This window comes from Kocuria rosea, from assembly GCF_023715525.1.
Classification (GTDB): Bacteria; Actinomycetota; Actinomycetes; order Actinomycetales; family Micrococcaceae; genus Kocuria; species Kocuria rosea_A.
Window position 1 is genome coordinate 209,800 of sequence record NZ_JAMBOG010000001.1, and the last position, 20,492, is coordinate 230,291.

Sequence of the window (20,492 nt, forward strand, 5' to 3'; positions counted from 1 at the left end):
GGCAGCCGCACCGAGTTCCTAGACTGGGCCCGACCGACGCCCACGCCAGGAGGAACCCCCGATGAGCACCAGACCGCAGCCCCCGCGCCCCGGGGACGGCACGGCCTTCGGCATCGAGCTCGAGGACGCCCTCGATCCGCTGGTGATGGCCCTCGACGTCGGCTCGACGGCCAGCCGCGGCAGCCTGCACGACGCCACCGGCACCCCCGTGCGCGGCTACCGGCACAAGATCGAGCACCGGTTCACCACGGCCGCGGACGGGACGTCCGTGATCGACCCCGACCAGGTCGCCGACGAGCTCGCCCGGATCCTCGACCTCGTCGTGGCCGGGCCCGAACTCGCCGGGCGCGTCGCCGGCGTGGCACTGGACACCTTCGCGTCCTCCCTCGTGGGCGTCGGCGCCGACGGCGCGGCCCTCACCCCCTGCTTCACCTACGCCGACGCCCGGTGCACCCCCCAGCTGGCGGACCTGCGCGAGGAGCTCGACGAGGCCGAGGTCCAGCAGCGCACGGGGGCGCGCCTGCACACCTCCTACCTCGCCCCGCGGCTGCGCTGGTTGCGCGAGACCGACCCCGGCACCTGGCACCGGGCGCAGCGGTGGATGTCGCTGGGCGAGTACGTCCACCTGCGCCTGCTGGGCACGGCCCGCGCGGGGACCTCCGTCGCGGCGTGGACGGGCCTGCTGGACCGCCGGACCGGACAGTGGGACGAGCCGCTGCTCGCCGCCTGCGGCCTCGACGCCTCCCAGCTGCACGAGATCGCCGATCCGCGCGACCCGCTGTTCGAGGTCGCCGCCGCGGTCGGGCGGCGGTGGCCGGCCCTGGCCGCCGCCGCGTGGTTCCCGCCCGTGGCCGACGGGCTGAGCGCGAACCTGGGCTCGGGCGGGGCCGACGCCACCACGACGGTCGTCTCCCTCGCCACCTCCGGGGCCGCCCGGGTGCTCCTGCACGAGGTCCCCGACGAGCTGCCGACCGGGCTGTGGTGCTACCGGGTGGACGATCGGCGGTGCCTGCTGGGCGGGGCGCTCAACGACGTGGGGCGCGCCGTGGAGTGGCTGGAGCGCACGGTCGCCCTGCCGGAGGGCACGACCGTCGACAACGTGGCCCTCGCGGATGCGACCCCCGGCACCCCGGTGGTGTTGCCGTTCCTGACCGGCGAGCGCTCGACGGGCTGGGCCGGTGGGGCGCGGGCCGTGCTCGCCGACGTCACCGCCGAGCACGACGGCGCCGCCCTGGCCCGTGGCGTGCTGGAGGGGGTCGGGCTCTCCTACGGGCGGGTCGCGGACCAGCTCGCGGAGGCGGCCCCGGGCGGGCAGCGGGTGGTGGCCTCCGGCCGCGTCTCCCAGGCGGTCCCCGGCCTGCTGCAGATCCTGGCCGACGTCCTCGGCGCGCCCGTGGTCCGCGCCGACTTCAAGCGGGCGACGCTGCGCGGCACCGCGCTGCTGGCCCTGGAGACGCTGGCGCAGGGCGTGCCCCCGGCCGATCCGCCGTACGGTCCGGAGCACCGCCCGGCGCCCGAGCACGCGGAGTACTACCGGGGGGCGCGGGCACGCTTCGAGAGGCTCTACGAGGCGCTCGTCGGCTGACGCGGCGCCGTCGTCCGAGGGGTTGACCCCGTCCTCGGACGGTGCCACGCTGATGCGCATTGGAAGCGGGCTGACGAACCGAGGCGGGTCACGTGAAGGCGATGGTGTACCGGGGGCCGTACAAGGTCCGCGTCGAAGAGAAGGACATGCCGAGGATCGAGCACCCCAACGACGCGATCGTGCGGGTGACGATGGCCGCGATCTGCGGCTCGGACCTGCACCTCTACCACGGGATGATGCCCGACACCCGGGTCGGGACGACCTTCGGGCACGAGTTCGTCGGGGTGGTCCACGAGGTCGGCCCCTCCGTGGAGCGGCTGAAGCCCGGGGACCGGGTGATGGTGCCGTTCAACGTCTACTGCGGCTCGTGCTGGTACTGCGCCCGCGGGCTGTACTCCAACTGCCACAACGTCAACCCCAACGCCACCGCGGTGGGCGGCATCTACGGCTACTCCCACACCTGCGGCGGCTACGACGGCGGCCAGGCCCAGTTCGTGCGGGTCCCGTTCGCCGACGTCGGCCCCTCGATCATCCCGGACTGGATGGACGAGGAGGACGCGGTGCTGCTCACCGACGCCCTGGCCACCGGCTACTTCGGGGCCCAGCTCGGGGACATCGCCGAGGGCGACACCGTGGTGGTGCTCGGGGCCGGGCCGGTGGGCCTGTACGCCGCGAAGTCGGCGTGGCTGATGGGCGCGGGACGGGTCATCGTCGTCGACCAGCTGGAGTACCGGCTGGCGAAGGCCCGCGCCTTCGCCCACGCCGAGACGGTCAACTTCGCCGAGCACGACGACATCGTGGTGGAGCTGAAGAGGACCACCGACTACCTGGGTGCGGACGTGGTCATCGACGCGGTGGGCGCGGAGGCCGACGGCAACTTCACCCAGCACGTCACCTCCGCCAAGTTCAAGCTGCAGGGCGGGTCCCCGGTGGCGCTGAACTGGGCGATCGACTCGGTGCGCAAGGGCGGGACCGTCTCCGTGATGGGCGCCTACGGCCCGGTCTTCAGCGCCGTGAAGTTCGGCGACGCCGTGAACAAGGGCCTGACACTGCGGATGAACCAGTGCCCGGTGAAGCGCCAGTGGCCGCGACTGTTCGAGCACATCCGCAACGGCTACCTCACCCCCAGCGACATCGTGACCCACCGCGTCCCGCTGGAGCACGTCGCCGAGGGGTACCACATGTTCTCGGCCAAGCTCGACGGCTGCATCAAGACCCTCGTCCTGCCCGGCGCCGGGTAGGACGGCCCCGGAGAGGAAACGACCATGCCGCACACCCCCGACGACTCCGCCGACGTCTCCCGGCACGCCGCCTACGTCCCCGGCCCGGCCCGGCGCGCCGTCGACCGCGAGGCGCTGCGCGCCCGCATCCCCGGCTGGGGGGCGGACCTGGACCCGGCCGACCGCCCGGCCGTGCCGAGGCTGCGCTACGACCCGGCCGCGTCCGGGGCGCACTGGGAGTTCCCGGAGCGCCAGCCCGAGCGGTGGCCGCGGGAGCGCTCGATCGAGCACGCCGGCCTTCCCCCCGTCTTCGGCACGTCGTGCCCGCCCAAGGGCCTCTCCGGGGCGCTGCGGAAGTACGCCTACCGGACCTACAGCGAGGCCCGCGCCGCGCACTGGCTGCTGCTGATCGCCGCCGACCGGGTGGACGCCTGGGAGAGCCACCTCGCCTCGTTCGCGACCGGCCGTCCGGACAACCCGATCACCGAAACCGGGGTGCTGTCCGAGCCCGCCCGGCACGGGCTGTCCTCCCGGGTCGGGACGAAGCGCGCCGACCTCTCCCACCAGTGGCTGGACCCCGTCGTCGTCGCCGGCCCCTGGGTCCTGGCGGGCGGGGCCGGCGTCGCCGTCATCCGCGCAGTGCTCAGGCGCCGCTCCTGACGGCGCCACTGCTGACGGTGCCGGGGACGGGCGCTCAGGCGGCGGACCGGGCCGTGGCGGCGCACTCCCGAGGCGCTCGGCCGCCGTGCCCGCAGACAGCACGGCCGGACGTCGCCCGGGCCACCACAAGGAGTCGTGGTGGCCCGGGCCGCGTGGGGACCGGCCGGCGCCGAAGGGGTCAGTCGCGGTAGAGCAGCAGCGCCTCCCCCTGCCCGCCGCCGCCGCACAGGGACACCGCGGCCTTGCCCGTGCCGCGGCGGGCCAGCTCGAACGCCGCGTGCAGCGCCAGTCGGGCCCCGGAGGCCCCGATCGGGTGGCCCAGCGCCACGGCGCCGCCGTGGATGTTCGCCCTCTCCAGCGGGTAGTCGAGGTCGCGCAGCGACTGGATGAGCACGGACGCGAACGCCTCGTTGATCTCGATGAAGTCGAGGTCCTGCACGGACCACCCCGCCTTGGCCACGGCGGCCTCGATCGCCCGGGACGGCTGGGAGTGCAGGGAGGTGTCCGGACCGGCCACCTGCCCCGGAGCGCCGACCACGGCCAGGTACTCGAGGCCGTGGCGGGCGGCGTAGTCGCGGGTGGTCAGCACGACCGCGGCGGCCCCGTCCGTCAGCGGGGAGGAGTTGCCGGCGGTGATGGTGCCGTTCTTGTCGAACGCCGGGCGCAGGCCCGCCATGGACTCCGCGGTGGCGCCGGGTCGCACGCCCTGGTCGGTCGCGACGACGAGCGGGTCGCCCTTGCGCTGCGGGACCTCCACGGGGGCGATCTCCTGCTCGAAGACGCCCTGCTCGGTGGCCCGGGCGGCACGCTGGTGGCTCTGGGCCGCCACCTCGTCCTGTTCCTCGCGGGGGATCCCCCGCTCGGCGTTGCCGGACTCGGTGAGCGAGCCCATGGACACGCGCGCGGCCACGTCCACCAGCCCGTCCTTGGCCACGGCGTCCTCGAGGGTGAGGTCCCCGTAGGACTTGCCCTGGCGCACGCCCACGGCCAGGTGCGGGGCGTTGGTCATGGACTCCTGGCCGCCGGCGACGACGATCTCGGCCTCGCCGCCGCGGATCAGGCGGGCGCCGTGGGTGACGGCCACGAGCCCGGACAGGCAGACCTTGTTGACGGTCTCGGCGGGCACGCTCAGCGGGATGCCGGCGGCCACGGCCGCCTGGCGCGCGGGGTTCTGCCCGGCTCCGGCCTGCAGGACGTGACCCATGACGACGTAGTCGACCTGGTCGGCAGAGACGCCGGAGCGCTCGAGCGCGGCCCGGATGGCGTGGGCGCCCAGCTCGGCCGCGCTGAAGGAGGCGAGCTGGCCCAGGATCTTGCCCTGGGGCGTGCGGGCGCCGGACAGGATGACGACGTCGGTGGCGGTGCTCATCGGTTCTCCTCGGCGGGAACGGGCTCGGCGGGAACGGGCGCGGGGCTGGTGGCCCCGGTGGGCACGGACTCGGGCGTGACGTCCTGCAGGTCGGTGCGGAAGGGCGCCTCGGTCTTCTCGCGCACCTCCTCCTCGGTGATGCCGGGGGCGAGACTGCGCAGCACGAGCCCGTCCTCCTCGACGTCGAAGACGCACAGGTCCGTGACGATGCGGTCGACGACGCCCACGCCGGTGAGCGGGAGGTCGCACTCGGTCCTGATCTTCGCGGCCCCGTCCTTGGCCACGTGGTCGGTCAGGACGATGACCCGCGGCGTGCCCGCCACGAGGTCCATGGCCCCGCCCATGCCCTTGACCATCTTGCCGGGGATCGTCCAGTTGGCGAGGTCCCCGGCGCCGGAGACCTGCATGGCGCCGAGGATGGCGACCTTCACGTGCCCGCCGCGGATCATCCCGAAGGACGTCGCGGAGTCGAAGATCGACGCCCCGGGCAGGAGCGTGATCGTCTGCTTGCCGGCGTTGATGAGGTCCGGGTCCTCGTCGCCCTCGTAGGGGAACGGGCCCATGCCCAGCACCCCGTTCTCCGACTGCAGCACCACGTCGACGCCCTCGGGCAGGTTGTTGGCCACGAGGGTGGGGATGCCGATGCCGAGGTTGACGTAGTCGCCGTCGGAGAGCTCGGCGGCGGCGATGGCCGCCATCTCGTCGCGGGTCCAGCTCATGCCTGGCCTCCGTTGCGCTGGTGGGACGCGGCGGCCGCCGCCGGGCGGGGACGGACCGTGCGCTGCTCGATGTCCTTGGGCGCGCCGCTGTACTGCACGACGTGCTGGACGTAGACGCCCGGGGTCACGATGTGGTCGGGGTGGAGCTCGCCGGCCTCCACGAGGTGCTCGACCTCGGCGAAGGTGACCCTCCCCGCCGTCGCGACGACGGGGTTGAAGTTGCGGGCGGTGTAGCGGTAGACGAGGTTGCCGTCGGTGTCTCCCGTCCAGGCGTGGACCAGGGCGACGTCGGCGACGATGCCCCGCTCCTGGACGTAGGTCTCGCCGTCGAACTCGGCGAGCGGCTTGCCCTCGGCCACGAGAGTGCCCACGCCGGTCCTCGTGTAGAACGCCGGGATGCCCGCGCCGCCGGCGCGCAGCCGCTCGGCGAGGGTGCCCTGGGGGTTGAACTCGACCTCGAGCTCGCCGTCCAGGTACTGCCGGGCGAAGAGCTTGTTCTCGCCCACGTAGGAGGCGAGCACCTTGCGCACCTGGCGGTTCTCGAGCAGCACGCCGAGGCCCTTCCCGTCCACGCCCATGTTGTTGGAGACCACGGTGAGGTCCCTGACCCCCGACTCCCGCACCGCGTCGATGAGGTCCCGCGGGATCCCGCTGAGGCCGAAGCCGCCGACGGCCACCGTCATGCCGTCCCGGAGCGTCTCCGCCAGCAGCTCGGCGGCGTTGTTCCTGACCTTGGACACTCGCGTGCCTTTCTGCTCGATGGACTGTGACCCAGGACTCAATCTAGGAACCCACCACATACCGGTCAACCGCATCCGTACCGTTGCAGGGGAGAAGCTCACCATCCGGCCAAACCGGCGGAGGCTGTCCATATAGTGGAGTACATGACGGAGAAGGGCGCGGACCGGGACGCCGGCGGCGGGACCCAGGTGGTGCACCGGGTGGCCCGGCTGCTGCGGGCGGTGGCGGCGCGCGAGGAGGGCGGCACGGTGGCCGAGCTGGCGGCGGCCACGGGCCTGACCCGGCCCACCGTCCACCGCCTGCTCACGGGGCTGGCCGAGGAGGGCCTCGTCGACCGCCCCGGGGGCACGGGCGCCTGGCAGCTCGGCCCCGAGCTCTACGTGCTCGGCTCGGTCGCGGCCCACCGCTACCCGATCCGGGAGCTGGCCGGCCCGTCGCTGCGCCGGCTCGCCGAGGCCACGGGTGAGAGCGCGTTCCTGTCGGCCCGCCGCGGGCTGGAGACCGTGTGCCTGGCACGGGTGGAGGGCGCCTTCCCCATCCGTTCGCACGTCCTCTACGAGGGCCTGCGGCTGCCGCTCGGCGTGGCGTCGGCGGGCCTGGCGATCCTGGCGCACCTGCCCGACCCCGAGGTGGACCGGGTGCTGGAGGCCACGGCCGAGGCGCGGGCCTGGTGGGGGCCCCTGCACACCCGGGAGCGGATCCGGGAGCTGCTCGCGGACGTGCGCCGTCAGGGCTGCGCGGTGAACCCCGGCATGATCGTCGAGGGCAGCTGGGGCATGGCGGCGGCCGTCTTCGACGCGGCCGGGGCGCCGGTCTACGCGCTGAGCCTCACCGGGATCGAGACCCGCTTCGCCGGGGAGCGCCGCCAGCTGCTGGGACGGGCCCTGCTCGCGGAGGCCCACCGGCTCTCGCGCGAGCTGGGCCACCGCTGAGCGGGGCGCGGACCCGGGCGGCTCAGCGCGCCGTCCAGCCGCCGTCCATCGAGTAGGAGGCGCCGGTGACCATGCTCGCGTGCGGTCCGGCCAGCCATGCCACCAGGCTGCCCACGTCCTCGGGCTCCACGAGCTTCTTGACCGGGGTCTCGCCCAGCATGATCCGCTCGACGACCTCGGACTCGGGGATTCCGTGCACCTTCGCCTGGTCGGCGACCTGCTTCTCGACGAGCGGGGTGCGGACGTAGCCGGGATTGATGCAGTTGCTGGTCACCCCGTGCGCCGCGCCCTCGAGCGCGACGGTCTTGGACAGGCCCTCGAGCCCGTGCTTCGCCGAGACGTAGGCGCTCTTGTAGGGCGAGGCGCGCAGGCCGTGGACGGAGGAGATGTTGACGACGCGGCCCCACCCCTGCTCGTACATGTGCGGCAGGGCGGCCCGGACCAGCAGGAAGGGGCTCTCGAGCATCAGCACGAGGATGCGGTGGAAGTCCGCGGGGTCGAACTCGTGCAGCGGAGCGACCTTCTGGATCCCGGCGTTGTTGACGAGCACGTCCACCTCGAGGCTCAGCCGCGCGAGCGCGGCGGTGTCGAGCAGGTCGACGGCCCACGCGCGCCCGCCGAGCTCGCCGGCGACGCGCTGCGCTCCGGTCTCGTCGACGTCGGCCACCACCACGTGCGCGCCGGAGCCCGCCAGGGCCCGGGCGGCGGCGAGACCGATGCCGCTGGCGCCGCCGGTCACGAGCGCGGTGCGCCCCTCGAGGTCGTTCTGCTGGGACATGGTGTCCTCTCCTCCGCCGCTGGCCCGGTCTTGATGTGCTGACGGGAATCCGAGCCCTGGTCACCGCCACGGTATGTGATCGGCGCCACGAAGGCGAGGAGGCTCCCGACCCGTTGTGTGACGCCATGTGTCGTCACGTCGTCACGAAGGCGCCGAATGGCGCAACATGCGCGCGTGCGGTTGGATGACAGGGTCACCATCCAGAGCGGCCGAGAGATCTGGCTCGACGACGCCGCAGCAACCCGGGCGGACGGACCCCGTCCTCGCCCCCCGGTGCTACCGCCAGGACCGATGGAAAGGACGTAGCCCCTTGCTGCGCAGCGCCGACCGCATCCTCACCACCCACGCCGGGTCCCTCCCCCGCACCCCCGAGCTGCTCGCGGCCAACGAGGCCCGCACCTCGGGGGCGGCGAGCCCTCAGGAGTTCGACGCCCTGCTGCGCGAGGCCGTGGTCGACGTCGTGCGCCGCCAGCGCGAGGCGGGCATCGACATCGTCAACGACGGCGAGTACGGCCACGCCATGACGCACTCCGTGGACTACGGCGCGTGGTGGACGTACTCCTTCGACCGCACGGGCGGGCTGTCGATCGTCGACGACAACGAGGCCGACGTCCCCAAGCGCTCCACCCCGGGCAGCGTGGTGCTCACGAGCTTCCTGGACCGGCGGGACTTCGCCACGTTCCACGACGCGTACACGGATCCCTCCTCCGGCATCCACCTGGCCGACCCGGACCTGCCGCCGCCCGTCTTCCCGGCGGCGACCGGCCCGCTCTCCTACACCGGCCAGGCCGCGGTGGCCTCCGACGTCGCCGGCCTCACCGCCGCCCTGGAGGAGACCGGCGCGGCCGAGGGCTTCGTCGCCGCCCTCTCCCCCGGCTCCGCCGCCCGCATCGGCAACCACCACTACGGCAGCGAGGAGGAGTTCCTCTACGCCTGGGCGGACGTGCTGCGCGAGGAGTACACCGCGATCCTCGACGCCGGCCTGGTGCTGCAGATCGACGACCCCTCGATCGCCGAGTCCTGGGACCAGGTCAACCCCGAGCCGGCCGTCGAGGACTACCAGCGGTTCATCCGGATCCGCGTCGAGGCCCTCAACCACGCCCTGCGCGGTCTGCCCCAGGACCGGATCCGCTTCCACCTGTGCTGGGGCTCGTGGCACGGGCCCCACACCACGGACCTCGAGTTCAAGCACCTCGTGGACCTGCTGCTGTCGATCGACGCGGGCGGCTACTCCTTCGAGGGCGCCAACGCCCGCCACGAGCACGAGTGGAAGGTCTGGCAGGACCACCGGCTGCCCGAGGGCAAGGTGATCATCCCGGGCGTCGTCTCCCACGCCACCAACGTGGTGGAGCACCCCGAGCTCGTGGCCGACCGGATCGAGCGCTACGCGCGGCTCGTGGGCCGCGAGAACGTCCTGGCCTCGACCGACTGCGGCCTCGGCGGGCGCGTGCACCCGCAGATCGCCTGGGCGAAGCTCGAGACGCTCGCCCGCGGCGCCGAGCTCGCCTCGCGCCGGCTCTGGGCCTGAGCGGCCCTCCCGACCATCCGCCCCACCCCAGGAGGACCGTCCTTGACCATGCAGAACACCGACCGCGTTCGGACCACGCACGTGGGCTCCCTGCCCCGCACCCCGCGGCTGCTCGAGGCCAACCAGCACTACGCCGACGGCACCCTCGCGTGGGAGCAGCTCGTGGCCGAGCTGGAGACCGGCGTCGTCGACGTCGTGCGCAAGCAGCGCGAGATCGGCGTCGACGTGGTCAACGACGGCGAGTACGGGCACACCATGTCCAGCGCCGTGGACTACGGCGCCTGGTGGAACTACTCGTTCTCCCGCCTGGGCGGGCTCACCCCCACGGACGAGGACCGGTGGGCGTCCACCGCGCGGCGCCGCTCCTCGCCCGGCAACGTGGTGCTCACGAGCTTCCCGGACCGCCGGGACCGTGAGCGCTTCCCGGAGGCCTACGAGGACCCGGCGTCGGGCATCCTCACCGGCCGGGCCTCGACCAAGCAGCCCAAGATCACCGGGCCGCTCAGCTACACCGGCCACGAGGCCGTGGCCTCGGACATCCGCAGCCTCCGGGCCGCCATGGAGGCGACCGGCGCGCAGACCGGGTTCATCGCCGCCCTCTCCCCCGGCTCCGCCGCGCGCGTGACCAACGAGTACTACCCGACCGACGAGGAGCTCGTCTACGCGTGCGCCGACGCGATGCGCGAGGAGTACCTGGCGATCACGCAGGCCGGGCTGATCGTGCAGATCGACGACCCCTCCATCGCCGAGTCCTGGGACCAGGTCAACCCCGAGCCCACGGTCGAGGACTACCTGCGGTTCACGCAGCTGCGCGTCGAGGCCCTCAACCACGCGCTGCGCGGGATCCCCGAGGAGCAGGTGCGCTTCCACCTGTGCTGGGGCTCGTGGCACGGCCCGCACACCACGGACCTCGAGCTGAAGTACATCGTGGACCAGATGCTGAGCATCAACGCCGGCGGCTACACCTTCGAGGGCGCCTCCGCCCGCCACGCCCACGAGTGGAAGGTCTGGCGGGACCACGCGCTGCCCGAGGGGCGCGTGATCATCCCCGGGGTGGTCTCCCACTCGACGAACGTGGTGGAGCACCCCGAGCTGGTGGCCGACCGGATCGAGCAGTTCGCCTCCGTCGTGGGCCGGGAGAACGTCGTGGCCTCCACCGACTGCGGCCTCGGCGGGCGCCTGCACCCGCAGATCGCCTGGGCCAAGCTCGGCTCCCTCGCCGAGGGCGCGCGCCTGGCCTCGGAGCGGCTCTTCGGCTGAGCCGTCACCCCGCCCGTGCGGCCCCGGTCCCGCCGCGGAAGGATCGGGGCCGCACGCGTCGGCGCCGGAGCCCCTCCGGCGGGAGGCGGGCCACGTCACACTGCCGGCATCTCGTTCGGCCACATGGCGCCGGGGTGACAGGGATCACTCCGGCCCGTAGGATCACCGTGCATACCGAACGTTCGGTTATCAGCTGCTCGGTTCCCGAGGACGCCGCCGTCCCCGACCCCACTGGAGTTTCCCATGGCTCTTTCTTCCTCCGCCCCGGCCCGGCGGCACGAGATGACCCGCGAGGAGCGCAAGGTCCTCGCGGGCACGCTCGTGGGCACCACCATCGAGTGGTACGACTTCTTCATCTACGCCCAGGCGGCGGGGTTCGTCCTGGCCGCCCAGTTCTTCAATCCCCTCGGGCAGGACAACGCCGGGCTGGCCCAGGTGGTGGCCTGGGCCTCGCTGGGCATCAGCTTCCTCTTCCGCCCCCTCGGGGCGGTGGTGGCCGGTCACCTCGGCGACACGTTCGGCCGCAAGATGGTCCTGGTCCTCACCCTCGTGGGCATGGGCGCGGCGACGATGCTGATCGGGCTGCTGCCGACCTACGCCACGATCGGGGTCTGGGCCCCGGTCCTGCTCGTCGTGCTGCGGATCCTGCAGGGCTTCTCCGCCGGCGGGGAGTGGGGCGGGGCGGCCCTGATGGCCGTCGAGCACGCCCCCCGCCACAAGCGCGGGCTGTTCGGCGCCTACCCGCAGATCGGGGTGCCCCTGGGCATGCTCCTGGCCACCGGGTTCATGTTCGCCCTGACCTCCGCGCTGAGCCCGGAGCAGTTCGAGGCCTGGGGCTGGCGCATCCCGTTCCTGTCCTCGGTGGTGCTCATCGTGGTCGGCTACCTCATCCGCAAGACCGTCGACGAGTCTCCGGTGTTCCAGCAGATGCAGCTGCGCAAGAAGGAGTCCTCCGCGCCGCTGGGCCAGCTGGTCCGGCACCACAAGAAGGAGGTCACCCTCGCGGCGCTGATCTTCGCCGCGAACAACGCCGCCGGCTACCTGGTCATCGCCTTCTTCGCCTCCTACGGCGCCAAGGCCCTGGGCATGGACCGCTCCGCGACCCTGATCGCCTCCCTCATCGGCGGGCTCGGGTGGCTGGTCTTCACGATGCTCGGCGGGGCGATGTCCGACACCGTCGGGCGGGTGCGCACCTTCCAGATCGGCTACGCGATCATCATCGTGTGGGCGATCCCGATGTGGTGGCTGCTCGACACCGCCTCGCTGCCGCTGTTCGCCGCCGCCATCGTGGTCCTCACCATCGGGCTGGGCCCGTCCTACGGCCCGCAGTCGGCGCTGTACGCGGAAATGTTCCCGGCCCGGGTGCGCTATTCCGGGGTCTCGATCGGCTACGCGTTCGGCTCCATCATCGGCGGGGCCTTCGCCCCGATGATCGCCCAGCTGCTGCTCAACGAGACCGGGATGTCCTGGACCATCGGCGCCTACATCTCCGCCCTGGCCCTGGTGTCCTTCATCGCCGTGTCCCTGGTCCCGACCTCCCTCCAGGGCACCGACCTGCACGTGGCCGACGGGCACCAGGACCACGCCGCCCACCCCGAAGCCACCGAAGCCACCGAGGCCGCCGAGGCCACCGGGGCCGCCGGGGCCGCCGGGGCCGCCGGGGCCGCCGAGAAGCGCAACTGAGCGCCGACCCTGCCGGCGCAGCCGTCGGCCGCCACCCCGCGCGGGTGCCGGCCGACGGCTGCGCCGTGCGCACCCCGGCCCGGAGGAACGGAAAGACCCCATGCGCGAGCACGACCACGACACCCCGGTGGAGACCACCCGGACCCCGCCCCTGAACCCGGCAGCCCTCGACGACCTCAGGGGCGCGCTCGGTGACGCGCTGAGCGTGGCGCCCGCGGTGCTCGAGGAGCACAGCCGCGACGCCTCCCGGGCGGAGCCCGCCGGGGCCCCGGTCGCCGTGGTCCGGGCCCGATCGGCCGCGGACGTGCAGGCCGCCCTGCGCTGGGCCACCGCCCACCGGGTGCCCGTGTCCGTCCGCGGGGCCGGCACGGGCGTCAGCGGCGGGGCGCTGGCCTACGCCGGGGGCCTGGTCCTCTCCCTGCGCGCCATGGACCGGCTCCTCGAGGTCGACCCGGCAAACCGGATGGCCGAGGTGGAGCCGGGGGTCGTCGTCGAGCGGCTGGACCGGGCGGCGGCCGAGCACGGGCTGATGTACGCCCCGGACCCGGTGAGCTACCAGAGCGCCACCATCGGCGGCACCGTGGCCACCAACGCCGGAGGGCTGCGGTGCCTGGCCCACGGCGTCACCCGGGACGCCGTCGCCGGGCTGGAGGTGGTCCTGGCGGACGGCCGGATCGTCCGCACCGGCTCACGGACCCGCAAGAACAGCACCGGCTACGACCTCACCGGCCTGTTCATCGGCTCCGAGGGCACCCTCGGGGTGATCACCAAGGTCATCGTCCGCCTCGAGCCCCGGGCGGCTGGGGACCCGGTCACCTTCCAGGCGCAGTTCCGCTCCATGGGCGACGCCGGGGCCGCGGTGGCGGCGGTCATGGCCTCCCCGACCACCCCCGAGATCCTGGAGCTGATGGACCGCAACTGCATCGACCTCGTCCGGCGGCACTTCCCCTCCGCCGCGGTGACCACGGGCGAGGCCCTGCTCGTGGGCCAGACCGTGGGCCCCGACGCCCGGCGGGAGGCCGAGACCGTGCTGGCCGCCTGCCGCGGTGCCGGCGCCCTGGTGACCGAGGCGGGCGACGACGACGAGCTGCTGCGCACCCGGCGCATGGTGAACCCGGCGCTCAACGCCGCGGGCCTGGCCCTGTCCTGCGACGTGGCCGTTCCGCCGGGCCGGCTGGCGGAGATGTTCGGGCGGATCGACGAGATCGCGGCCCGCACCGGCGTCCAGGTCAACACCTGCGCCCACGCCGGGGACGGCAACCTGCACCCCGCCGTGCTGGCCCCCGGGAACTCCCCGGAGGAGGTCGCCGCGGCGGAGCGCGTGCTCACCCTCATCACGGAAGCCGCCCTGGAGCTGGACGGGGTGATCTCCGGGGAGCACGGCATCGGCTCGCTGAAGACGGGGATGCTCGCCCGGCAGTTCGATCCGGACACCCTGGCGCTGCAGCGCGAGCTGAAGGCCTTCTTCGACCCCGCCGGCATCCTCAGCCCCGGCCGCGCCGTCTGAGCCCCGGGACGCCGGGAGCTACGCGTCCCCGGCGGCGCGCCGCAGCAGCTCCGTCAGCCGCAGCGGCATCACCTCGAGCAGGGAGATCGAGGTGTTCGTCCGCAGCACGCCGGGGATCTCCAGCATCCGGCTCGTGACGCGGTGGAGGTCGGCCGTGTCCTGCGCCACGACCCGGACCAGCAGGTCCGCGTTGCCGGTGGTGGCGTGGATCTCGATGATCTCCGGGATGGACCGCAGCCCGTCCAGCGCCTCGTCGCCCGCTCCCTGGCGGATGGACAGCTCCACGAAGGCGGCCAGGTCGTAGCCCAGGGCGCGGGGGTCCACCCGGCGGCTGAAGGGCCGCAGGACCTCCCCGTCCGCGAGACGGCGCAGACGGGCGTGCACGGTGTTGCGCGCGACGCCGAGCGTCTGCGCCAGGGCCAGGACGGTGGCCGAGGGATCGCGGTCCAGGGCGAGGATGATGCGGGCGTCCAGGGAGTCGATCCGGTGCATACCGGGCATTGTGGCACGCCGTCCCGGACCCCGGCCGCCGGTGCCGCCCCGCGAGCGGCGGACCGCCCCTGTCCCCCGCCGGAGACAGGCCCCTGGGCATTCTGCGCTCTGACGGGTTCCTCACTGAGCACCTGTCGCATTCTCCGGAGCACATCTGGCGCAGCTGCGCAGCGCTCCGACACGATCAGGACACGGCCGGACCACACGGCACCGGCCCTCCGGACGCACCACCGGCCCGATCCCGTCGGAAGGACCACCGCCTTGAGCACCCAGCTCCCCACCACGAGCGTTCCCGCCGCTCCCCCCGTCACCCCGACCACCGCCCCGACCGTCTCGACGGCGGTGGCGCAGGTGATCGCCGCGCGCACCGACCACCTGTTCGGGCTGATGGGCAACGGCAACGCGCACCTGATCAGCTTCTTCACCTCCGCCGGGTTCGGCTTCACCTCGGCCCGGCACGAGGCCGCCACCGTGGCCATGGCCGACGCCTACCACCGGGCCACCGGGCGCGTCGGGGCGGCCACGACCACCTACGGGGCCGGGTTCACCAACACCTGCACCGCCCTGGCCGAGGCCCGTCTCGCCCGCATCCCCCTGGTGCTCGTCGTGGGCGACGCCCCCACCACGGGCCGGCGCCCCTTCGACGTCGACCAGACCGCCGCCGCCGCCGCCGTCGGGGTCACCACCCTGGTGGCGAGCCCGGACAACGCCGCGGCGATCGCCCACCGCGCCTTCGACCTGGCGGTGCGCACGGTGCAGCCCGTGGTCCTGGCGATCCCCTACGACCACGCCACCGCCGCGCTCACCGCACCGGTGGAGCTGGAGCCGCTGCCGGCCAAGCCCACCTTCACCGCCCCGCCCGAGGAGCTGGACCGGGTGGCCGGCCTTCTCCGGCAGGCCGAGCGGCCGCTGATCCTGGGCGGGCGCGGGGTGCTGCTGGCCGACGCCGCCGCCGCGCTCAAGGAGCTCGGGGACCGGCTCGGGGCGCTGTTCATGACTTCGGTGATGGCCACTAACCTCTTCGACAGCCCCTGGGACCTGGGCGTGGCCGGGGGCTTCACCCGCGACCACCGCCTGGCCCTGGCCCGGACCGCCGACGTGGTGCTGGTGGCCGGGGCGAGCCTCAACGCCTTCCAGTCCCGCTACGGCACCCTCTTCGCCGAGGGCACCCGCGTGATCCGCCTCGACAACGAGCCCGCCGAGCAGCTGGCCCACCCGGCCGTCACCGACTACGTGCGGGCGGACCTGGCTCCCTTCCTGGAAGCCCTCACCGGACGGATCCCCGTGGTGGAGGAGGCCCGCACCTGGCGGGCGGCCGCGCCCGAGGTGGCCACCCCCGCCTTCCGCTCGGCGGCCCCGGTGGAGGACCCGGCCGAGTTCGGCCCCGACGGCCGGCTCAACCCGAGGGCCGTGGTCGCGGCCCTGGAGGAGATCCTCCCGGACGAGCGGTCGGTGGTGATGGACGGGGGCCACTTCATCGGCTGGGCCCCGATGTACCTCTCCGTCCCCGACCCGCAGGCCATGGTCCTGGTGGGCACCGCCTTCCAGTCCATCGGCCTGGGCTTCGGCTCCGCGGCCGGGGTCTCCGTGGCCCGCCCGGAGCGCACCACAGTCTTCTTCTCCGGGGACGGGGGCGGGCTCATGGGGCTGGCGGACTTCGAGACGTTCCTCCGCGCCACCGCCCGCGGGGTGGTGGTGGTGCTCAACGACTCCGCCTACGGCGCCGAGCTGCACCAGTACGCCTCCCAGGGCCTGGATCCCACCGCGATGCTCATCGACGAGGTGGACTTCGCCGCGATCGGCCGGGCGCTGGGCGCGGCCGGGGCCAAGGCCACCACCCTGGCCGACCTCACCGTCCTGGAGGACTGGCTGGCGACCCACGACGAGGGCGTGTTCGTCCTGGACGTGGCCATCTCCCAGAAGGTCGTCGCCGAGTTCATGACGGCCTCCCTCACCGCCGGCAGGAGGCTGTGACCCGGTCCGCCGTGGCTCCGCGGCCCGCCGCCGGAGGGCCGGTCCAGTGCGTCACGGATGCGGCAGGCACCCGTAGCTGTTGCGGTAGGTCCTGCCGGTCCGGGGACGGGTGAACTTCAGGGCCGACCAGGTGGCGTCCACGCTCACGGTGGTGCTCTCCACGAGCCCGTGGCTGTAGCCGATGCGGATGACCTCCGGGAGCGCCAGGTCCGTGCCCAGCCGACCGCCCTTGGGCCAGGAGACCCAGAGCATGCCGCGGGGCGCCAGGTGCGACGCGCACGCCGGGAACAGCTCGTCGAGCTCGGTCCGCGCCGTCGCGAACAGGTGCAGGTAGTCGAACTCGCCCACGAGCTCCGGGGAGACGTCGAGGGGCGGGAGCTCCAGCGCCGCCGGCGCCGGGGCGGGGAGATGCCCGAGGAAGGCCCGTGAGCCCTCCCGGACACCCATCTTCTGCGCGACGGACCGTGGCATCACGACCTCCTGCGTCGGGAAGGGGTGCTGTGCGGGCGGCGGATCAGGCGGAACCGTCCCGGGCGGCGAGGGCGACGCCCGGCCCCGCTGCCGGCTCGGCCGCCTCCGCCGCCTTCTGCCACGGCCACCGGCCGGTGATCTCCAGCTCGAGCGACCAGCTGAGGAACGTCCGGATGAGCACGATCAGCGCCAGCACCCCCACCGACTCGAAGGTGGGCGTGACGGCGACCGTGCGGATGATGTCCGCGGCCACGAGCAGCTCCAGGCCGAGCAGGATGGAGTGGCCCAGCCGGCGGCGGTACGTCTCGTAGGTGTCGTGGCCGGGGCGGTCCCGGCGCAGCAGGGCGTAGGCGGCGAGCAGGGTCGCCACCACCGCCCCGACCACGATGGCGACGACCCCTGCGGCGTCGACGGCCTCTCCGACGATCTCCATGGTCTCCTGGAACGACATGCGCACCTCCGGGTGTCCCGGCGGCGGGCGCCGGATCGACTGCGATCAGGACGCCAGGATCTCACGGGACGGGGTGCCGTCCGGCCGCGGCGGCGGGCGCCTGTTGACCCGGCGGGCGGCGGCGTGGGATTGTTTGATGAACGAACGGTCGGTAATTGTTGGGCGCCGTCGTCCGCGCCCGCCCATCCCGTCGCGACAGGAGCTCACCCATGTCCTCTACTCCTCAGGCGTTCCTCGTCGGTGGTGCCCGCACCCCGGTGGGCAGGTACGGCGGCGCCCTGGCGGGCGTGCGCCCGGACGACCTGGCCGCCCTGGTGGTCAAGCACGCGGTGACCGACGCCGGGATCGACCCCCACGACGTCGACGAGGTGATCCTGGGCAACGCCAACGGCGCCGGCGAGGAGAACCGCAACGTGGCGCGCATGGCGTGGCTGCTGGCCGGGTTCCCCGACACGGTCCCCGGGATCACGGTCAACCGCCTGTGCGCCTCGAGCCTGTCGGCGATCATCACCGCCTCCCACATGGTCAAGGCCGGGGCCGCCGACCTCGTCGTCGCCGGCGGCGTCGAGTCGATGTCCCGCGCCCCGTGGGTGATGGAGAAGCCGGCCACGGCGTACGCGAAGCCCGGGGAGGTCTTCGACACCTCGATCGGCTGGCGGTTCACCAATCCGAAGTTCACGCAGATCGACAAGCTGACCTACTCGATGCCCGAGACCGCCGAGGAGCTCGCCGCCGTCGACGGCATCACGCGGGAGGACGCCGACGCGTTCGCGGTCGCCTCCCACGAGCGCGCCATCGCCGCGATCGACGCGGGCCGCTTCGCCGGCGAGATCGTGCCCGTGACCGCCCGGGGCCGCAAGGGCGCGGAGACGGTCGTCGACACCGACGAGGGCCCCCGCCCGGGCACGACCGCGGAGGTCCTCGCCAGGCTCCGCCCGGTGGTGAGGACCGACGGGATCGTCACCGCCGGCAACTCCTCCTCCCTCAACGACGGCGCCTCGGCGCTCCTGGTCGCCTCCGAGCGGGCCGTGGAGAAGTACGGCCTGGCCGCCCGGGCGCGGATCGTCGACGGCGCCTCGGCCGGTGTGCCCCCGCACATCATGGGCATCGGCCCGGTCCCGGCCACCCACAAGGTGCTCGAGCGCACCGGGTGGAGCATCGACGACCTCGGGGCCGTCGAGCTCAACGAGGCCTTCGCGACCCAGTCCCTGGCCTGCATCCGCCGCCTCGGGCTCGACCCGGGGACCGTCAACAACGACGGCGGGGCCATCGCCCTCGGCCACGCCCTGGGCTCCTCCGGGGCGCGGATCACCATCACCCTGCTGGGCCGGATGGAGCGCGAGGGCGCCGGACGCGGCCTGGCCACGATGTGCGTGGGCGTTGGCCAGGGCACCGCGCTGCTCCTGGAGAAGATCTGATGACGGCCCTCACCGGCGACTTCACGGCGCTGCGCCTCGAGGAGCGGGAGGACCGGCTGCACGTGGTCCTGGACCGCCCGGCCGTGCGCAACGCGATCGACGCGACCATGGTGGGCGAGCTGCACACGGTCTGCGCCCACCTGGAGCGCACGCCCAAGATCCTCATCCTCTCCGGCACCGAGGCCGGCGGCCGGGGGATCTTCGCCTCCGGCGCGGACATCGCCCAGCTGCGCGAGCGGCGCCGCGACGACGCGCTGGCCGGGATCAACTCGCAGGTCTTCGACCGGATCCACAAGCTGCCCATGCCCGTGATCGCCGCGATCGACGGCTACGCCCTGGGCGGGGGCGCGGAGCTGGCCTACGCGGCCGACTTCCGCATCGCCACCCCGCACCTGAAGCTCGGCCAGCCCGAGACCGGCCTGGGCATCATCGCCGCCGCGGGCGGGCTGTGGCGGCTCAAGGAGCTCGTCGGCGAGCCGGTCGCCCTGGACATCCTGCTGGCGGGCCGGATCCTCGACGCGGACGAGGCCCTGGCCCTGCACCTGGTCACCGAGCTGCACGAGCCGGCCGAGCTCGTGCCCGCCGCGCACGCGCTGGCCGACCGGATCGCCGCCCAGGACCCGCTGGCCGTGCGGATCTCCAAGCGGGTCTTCGCCGCGCCGCCGAGCGCCCACCCGCACATCGACGAGCTGGCCCAGGCCGTGCTCTTCGAGTCCCCGGCCAAGTTCGACCGGATGCAGGCGTTCCTGGACCGCAGGGAGGCCCGCAGGAGCACGGCCGGGCAGAACCCGACGCAGCAGACGCAGCAGACGAAGTAGGAGCACATGAGCGAGAAGCACGCACTGGCCGTCCCCGCCGCCGTCGGCGTCCTGGGCGGAGGCCGCATGGGCGCGGGCATCGCCCACGCCTTCCTGATCGCCGGGGCCCAGGTCACGGTCGTGGAGCGCGACGGGCAGGCCGCGGAGGCCGCGCGGGAGCGGATCGAGCGGGACCTGGCGAAGTCCCTGGAGCGCGGCACCGTGGAGGCCGCCTTCGAGGAACTGACCGAGCGCCTCACGGTCGGCCTGGACCACGCCGACCTCGCACCGGCCGAGCTCGTCGTCGAGGCCGTGCCGGAGGTGTGGGACCTGAAGGTCTCCGCCCTGCAGGAGGTCGAGCGCCACCTCGCGGAGACCGCGTGGCTGGCCACCAACACGTCGTCGCTGTCGGTGGACGGTCTGGCCGAGCAGCTGGCCCGCCCGGAGCGGTTCTGCGGTCTGCACTTCTTCAACCCGGTGCCGGCCTCGACGCTCGTGGAGGTCGTGCTCTCGGAGCACACCGGCGAGGAGCTGCGGGCGCTGTCCGTGCAGTGGGTGAAGGGGCTGGGCAAGACCCCGGTGGTGGTCCACGACGCCCCCGGCTTCGCCTCGTCGCGGCTGGGCGTGGCGATCGCCCTGGAGGCGATCCGCATGGTCGAGGAGGGCGTGGCCTCCCCCGAGGACATCGACAACGCCATGGTGCTCGGCTACCGGTTCGCGGTGGGCCCGCTCGCGCTGACGGACATCGTGGGCCTGGACGTGCGCCTGGGCATCGCCGAGTACCTGGAGTCCACGCTCGGGGAGCGCTTCGCGCCCCCGCAGCTCATGCGGGACATGGTCGCCCGGGGCGAGCTGGGCCGCAAGACCGGCAAGGGCTTCTTCGACTACGACCGGTAGCGGCGTCCCG

General features: G+C 73.6%; 19 protein-coding genes and 1 riboswitch. Of the genes, 12 read left to right on the plus strand and 7 right to left on the minus strand.

Translation table 11 applies throughout. The annotated features are described in order from the left end of the window. Nucleotides 1–61 precede the first annotated feature (61 nt). The 3 genes from M3185_RS00985 (at nt 62) to M3185_RS00995 (ending at nt 3,465) form a co-directional block, all read left to right on the plus strand. Nucleotides 62–1,585, plus strand: coding sequence for a gluconokinase (locus tag M3185_RS00985; protein WP_251331805.1), 1,524 nt, complete (start codon nt 62–64; stop codon nt 1,583–1,585). 92 nt (nt 1,586–1,677) lie between these two features. Further along, entirely contained in the window at nt 1,678–2,826 is a 1,149-nt protein-coding gene (locus tag M3185_RS00990; protein ID WP_251331806.1) for a zinc-dependent alcohol dehydrogenase, read from the plus strand. A 24-nt stretch (nt 2,827–2,850) separates the two neighbouring features. After that, complete coding sequence (locus M3185_RS00995; protein WP_251331807.1) at nt 2,851–3,465, plus strand: hypothetical protein; 615 nt, start codon at nt 2,851–2,853, stop codon at nt 3,463–3,465. Between the two features lie 178 nt (nt 3,466–3,643). Here the strand turns inward: M3185_RS00995 and M3185_RS01000 are convergent, their stop codons facing one another. From M3185_RS01000 to M3185_RS01010, 3 genes are read right to left on the minus strand one after another with little or no spacing between them, the layout of a single operon-like run. Next, nucleotides 3,644–4,834 carry an acetyl-CoA C-acetyltransferase gene (locus M3185_RS01000; RefSeq protein WP_251331808.1) on the minus strand — a complete coding sequence of 397 codons (1,191 nt, stop codon included), beginning with the start codon at nt 4,832–4,834 and terminating at the stop codon, nt 3,644–3,646. Further along, entirely contained in the window at nt 4,831–5,553 is a 723-nt protein-coding gene (locus M3185_RS01005) for a CoA transferase subunit B (protein WP_251331809.1), read from the minus strand. Before M3185_RS01005 ends, M3185_RS01000 begins: the two co-directional genes overlap by 4 nt. After that, on the minus strand, nt 5,550–6,293 hold the full coding sequence (locus M3185_RS01010) for a CoA transferase subunit A (protein ID WP_251331810.1): 744 nt from the start codon (nt 6,291–6,293) through the stop codon (nt 5,550–5,552). The genes M3185_RS01005 and M3185_RS01010 overlap by 4 nt, the downstream gene beginning before the upstream one ends. A gap of 144 nt (nt 6,294–6,437) precedes the next feature. Between M3185_RS01010 and M3185_RS01015 the strand changes: the two genes are divergently transcribed. After that, on the plus strand, nt 6,438–7,226 hold the full coding sequence (locus tag M3185_RS01015) for an IclR family transcriptional regulator (protein WP_251331811.1): 789 nt from the start codon (nt 6,438–6,440) through the stop codon (nt 7,224–7,226). 22 nt (nt 7,227–7,248) lie between these two features. Here the strand turns inward: M3185_RS01015 and M3185_RS01020 are convergent, their stop codons facing one another. Then, nucleotides 7,249–8,004, minus strand: coding sequence for a 3-hydroxybutyrate dehydrogenase (locus M3185_RS01020; RefSeq protein WP_251331812.1), 756 nt, complete (start codon nt 8,002–8,004; stop codon nt 7,249–7,251). Between the two features lie 193 nt (nt 8,005–8,197). Beyond that, nucleotides 8,198–8,302, plus strand: a riboswitch (SAM riboswitch). 12 nt (nt 8,303–8,314) lie between these two features. Between M3185_RS01020 and M3185_RS01025 the strand changes: the two genes are divergently transcribed. The 4 genes from M3185_RS01025 to M3185_RS01040 all read left to right on the plus strand — a co-directional run bounded on the left by M3185_RS01025 (nt 8,315) and on the right by M3185_RS01040 (nt 13,982). Further along, nucleotides 8,315–9,532, plus strand: coding sequence for a cobalamin-independent methionine synthase II family protein (locus tag M3185_RS01025; RefSeq protein WP_251331813.1), 1,218 nt, complete (start codon nt 8,315–8,317; stop codon nt 9,530–9,532). 48 nt (nt 9,533–9,580) lie between these two features. After that, the gene (locus M3185_RS01030) at nt 9,581–10,792 is read left to right on the plus strand and encodes a cobalamin-independent methionine synthase II family protein (protein WP_251331859.1); all 1,212 of its coding nucleotides are present in this window, start codon (nt 9,581–9,583) and stop codon (nt 10,790–10,792) included. 243 nt (nt 10,793–11,035) lie between these two features. Beyond that, nucleotides 11,036–12,475, plus strand: coding sequence for an MFS transporter (locus M3185_RS01035; protein ID WP_251331814.1), 1,440 nt, complete (start codon nt 11,036–11,038; stop codon nt 12,473–12,475). Between the two features lie 100 nt (nt 12,476–12,575). Beyond that, nucleotides 12,576–13,982, plus strand: a complete 1,407-nt coding sequence (locus M3185_RS01040; protein WP_251331815.1) for an FAD-binding oxidoreductase — start codon at nt 12,576–12,578, stop codon at nt 13,980–13,982. Nucleotides 13,983–14,000: 18 nt separating this feature from the next. On the opposite strand, the gene M3185_RS01045 is transcribed toward M3185_RS01040, so the two are convergent. Continuing rightward, on the minus strand, nt 14,001–14,474 hold the full coding sequence (locus tag M3185_RS01045) for an Lrp/AsnC family transcriptional regulator (protein ID WP_374238449.1): 474 nt from the start codon (nt 14,472–14,474) through the stop codon (nt 14,001–14,003). Between the two features lie 261 nt (nt 14,475–14,735). Here M3185_RS01045 and M3185_RS01050 point away from each other — a divergent pair, with 261 nt between their 5' ends. Next, nucleotides 14,736–16,448 (plus strand): thiamine pyrophosphate-binding protein, encoded by a 1,713-nt coding sequence (locus M3185_RS01050; protein ID WP_285859263.1) that lies wholly within the window; start codon nt 14,736–14,738, stop codon nt 16,446–16,448. 51 nt (nt 16,449–16,499) lie between these two features. Here M3185_RS01050 and M3185_RS01055 read toward each other — a convergent pair whose 3' ends face one another. Together M3185_RS01055 and M3185_RS01060 are read right to left on the minus strand one after the other, a co-directional pair. Then, the gene (locus M3185_RS01055) at nt 16,500–16,919 is read right to left on the minus strand and encodes a DUF3052 domain-containing protein (protein WP_251331817.1); all 420 of its coding nucleotides are present in this window, start codon (nt 16,917–16,919) and stop codon (nt 16,500–16,502) included. Between the two features lie 43 nt (nt 16,920–16,962). After that, entirely contained in the window at nt 16,963–17,370 is a 408-nt protein-coding gene (locus tag M3185_RS01060) for a DUF1622 domain-containing protein (RefSeq protein ID WP_251331818.1), read from the minus strand. Nucleotides 17,371–17,579: 209 nt separating this feature from the next. Here M3185_RS01060 and M3185_RS01065 point away from each other — a divergent pair, with 209 nt between their 5' ends. Genes M3185_RS01065 through M3185_RS01075 form a run of 3 tightly spaced genes read left to right on the plus strand, consistent with a single transcriptional unit; the run spans nt 17,580 to nt 20,482 of the window. After that, nucleotides 17,580–18,788, plus strand: a complete 1,209-nt coding sequence (locus M3185_RS01065; protein WP_251331819.1) for a thiolase family protein — start codon at nt 17,580–17,582, stop codon at nt 18,786–18,788. Beyond that, entirely contained in the window at nt 18,788–19,606 is an 819-nt protein-coding gene (locus tag M3185_RS01070; RefSeq protein ID WP_251331820.1) for an enoyl-CoA hydratase/isomerase family protein, read from the plus strand. Before M3185_RS01065 ends, M3185_RS01070 begins: the two co-directional genes overlap by 1 nt. A gap of 6 nt (nt 19,607–19,612) precedes the next feature. Then, nucleotides 19,613–20,482: a 3-hydroxyacyl-CoA dehydrogenase family protein gene (locus tag M3185_RS01075; protein WP_251331821.1), complete on the plus strand. Its 870-nt coding sequence runs from the start codon at nt 19,613–19,615 to the stop codon at nt 20,480–20,482. Nucleotides 20,483–20,492 lie beyond the last annotated feature (10 nt).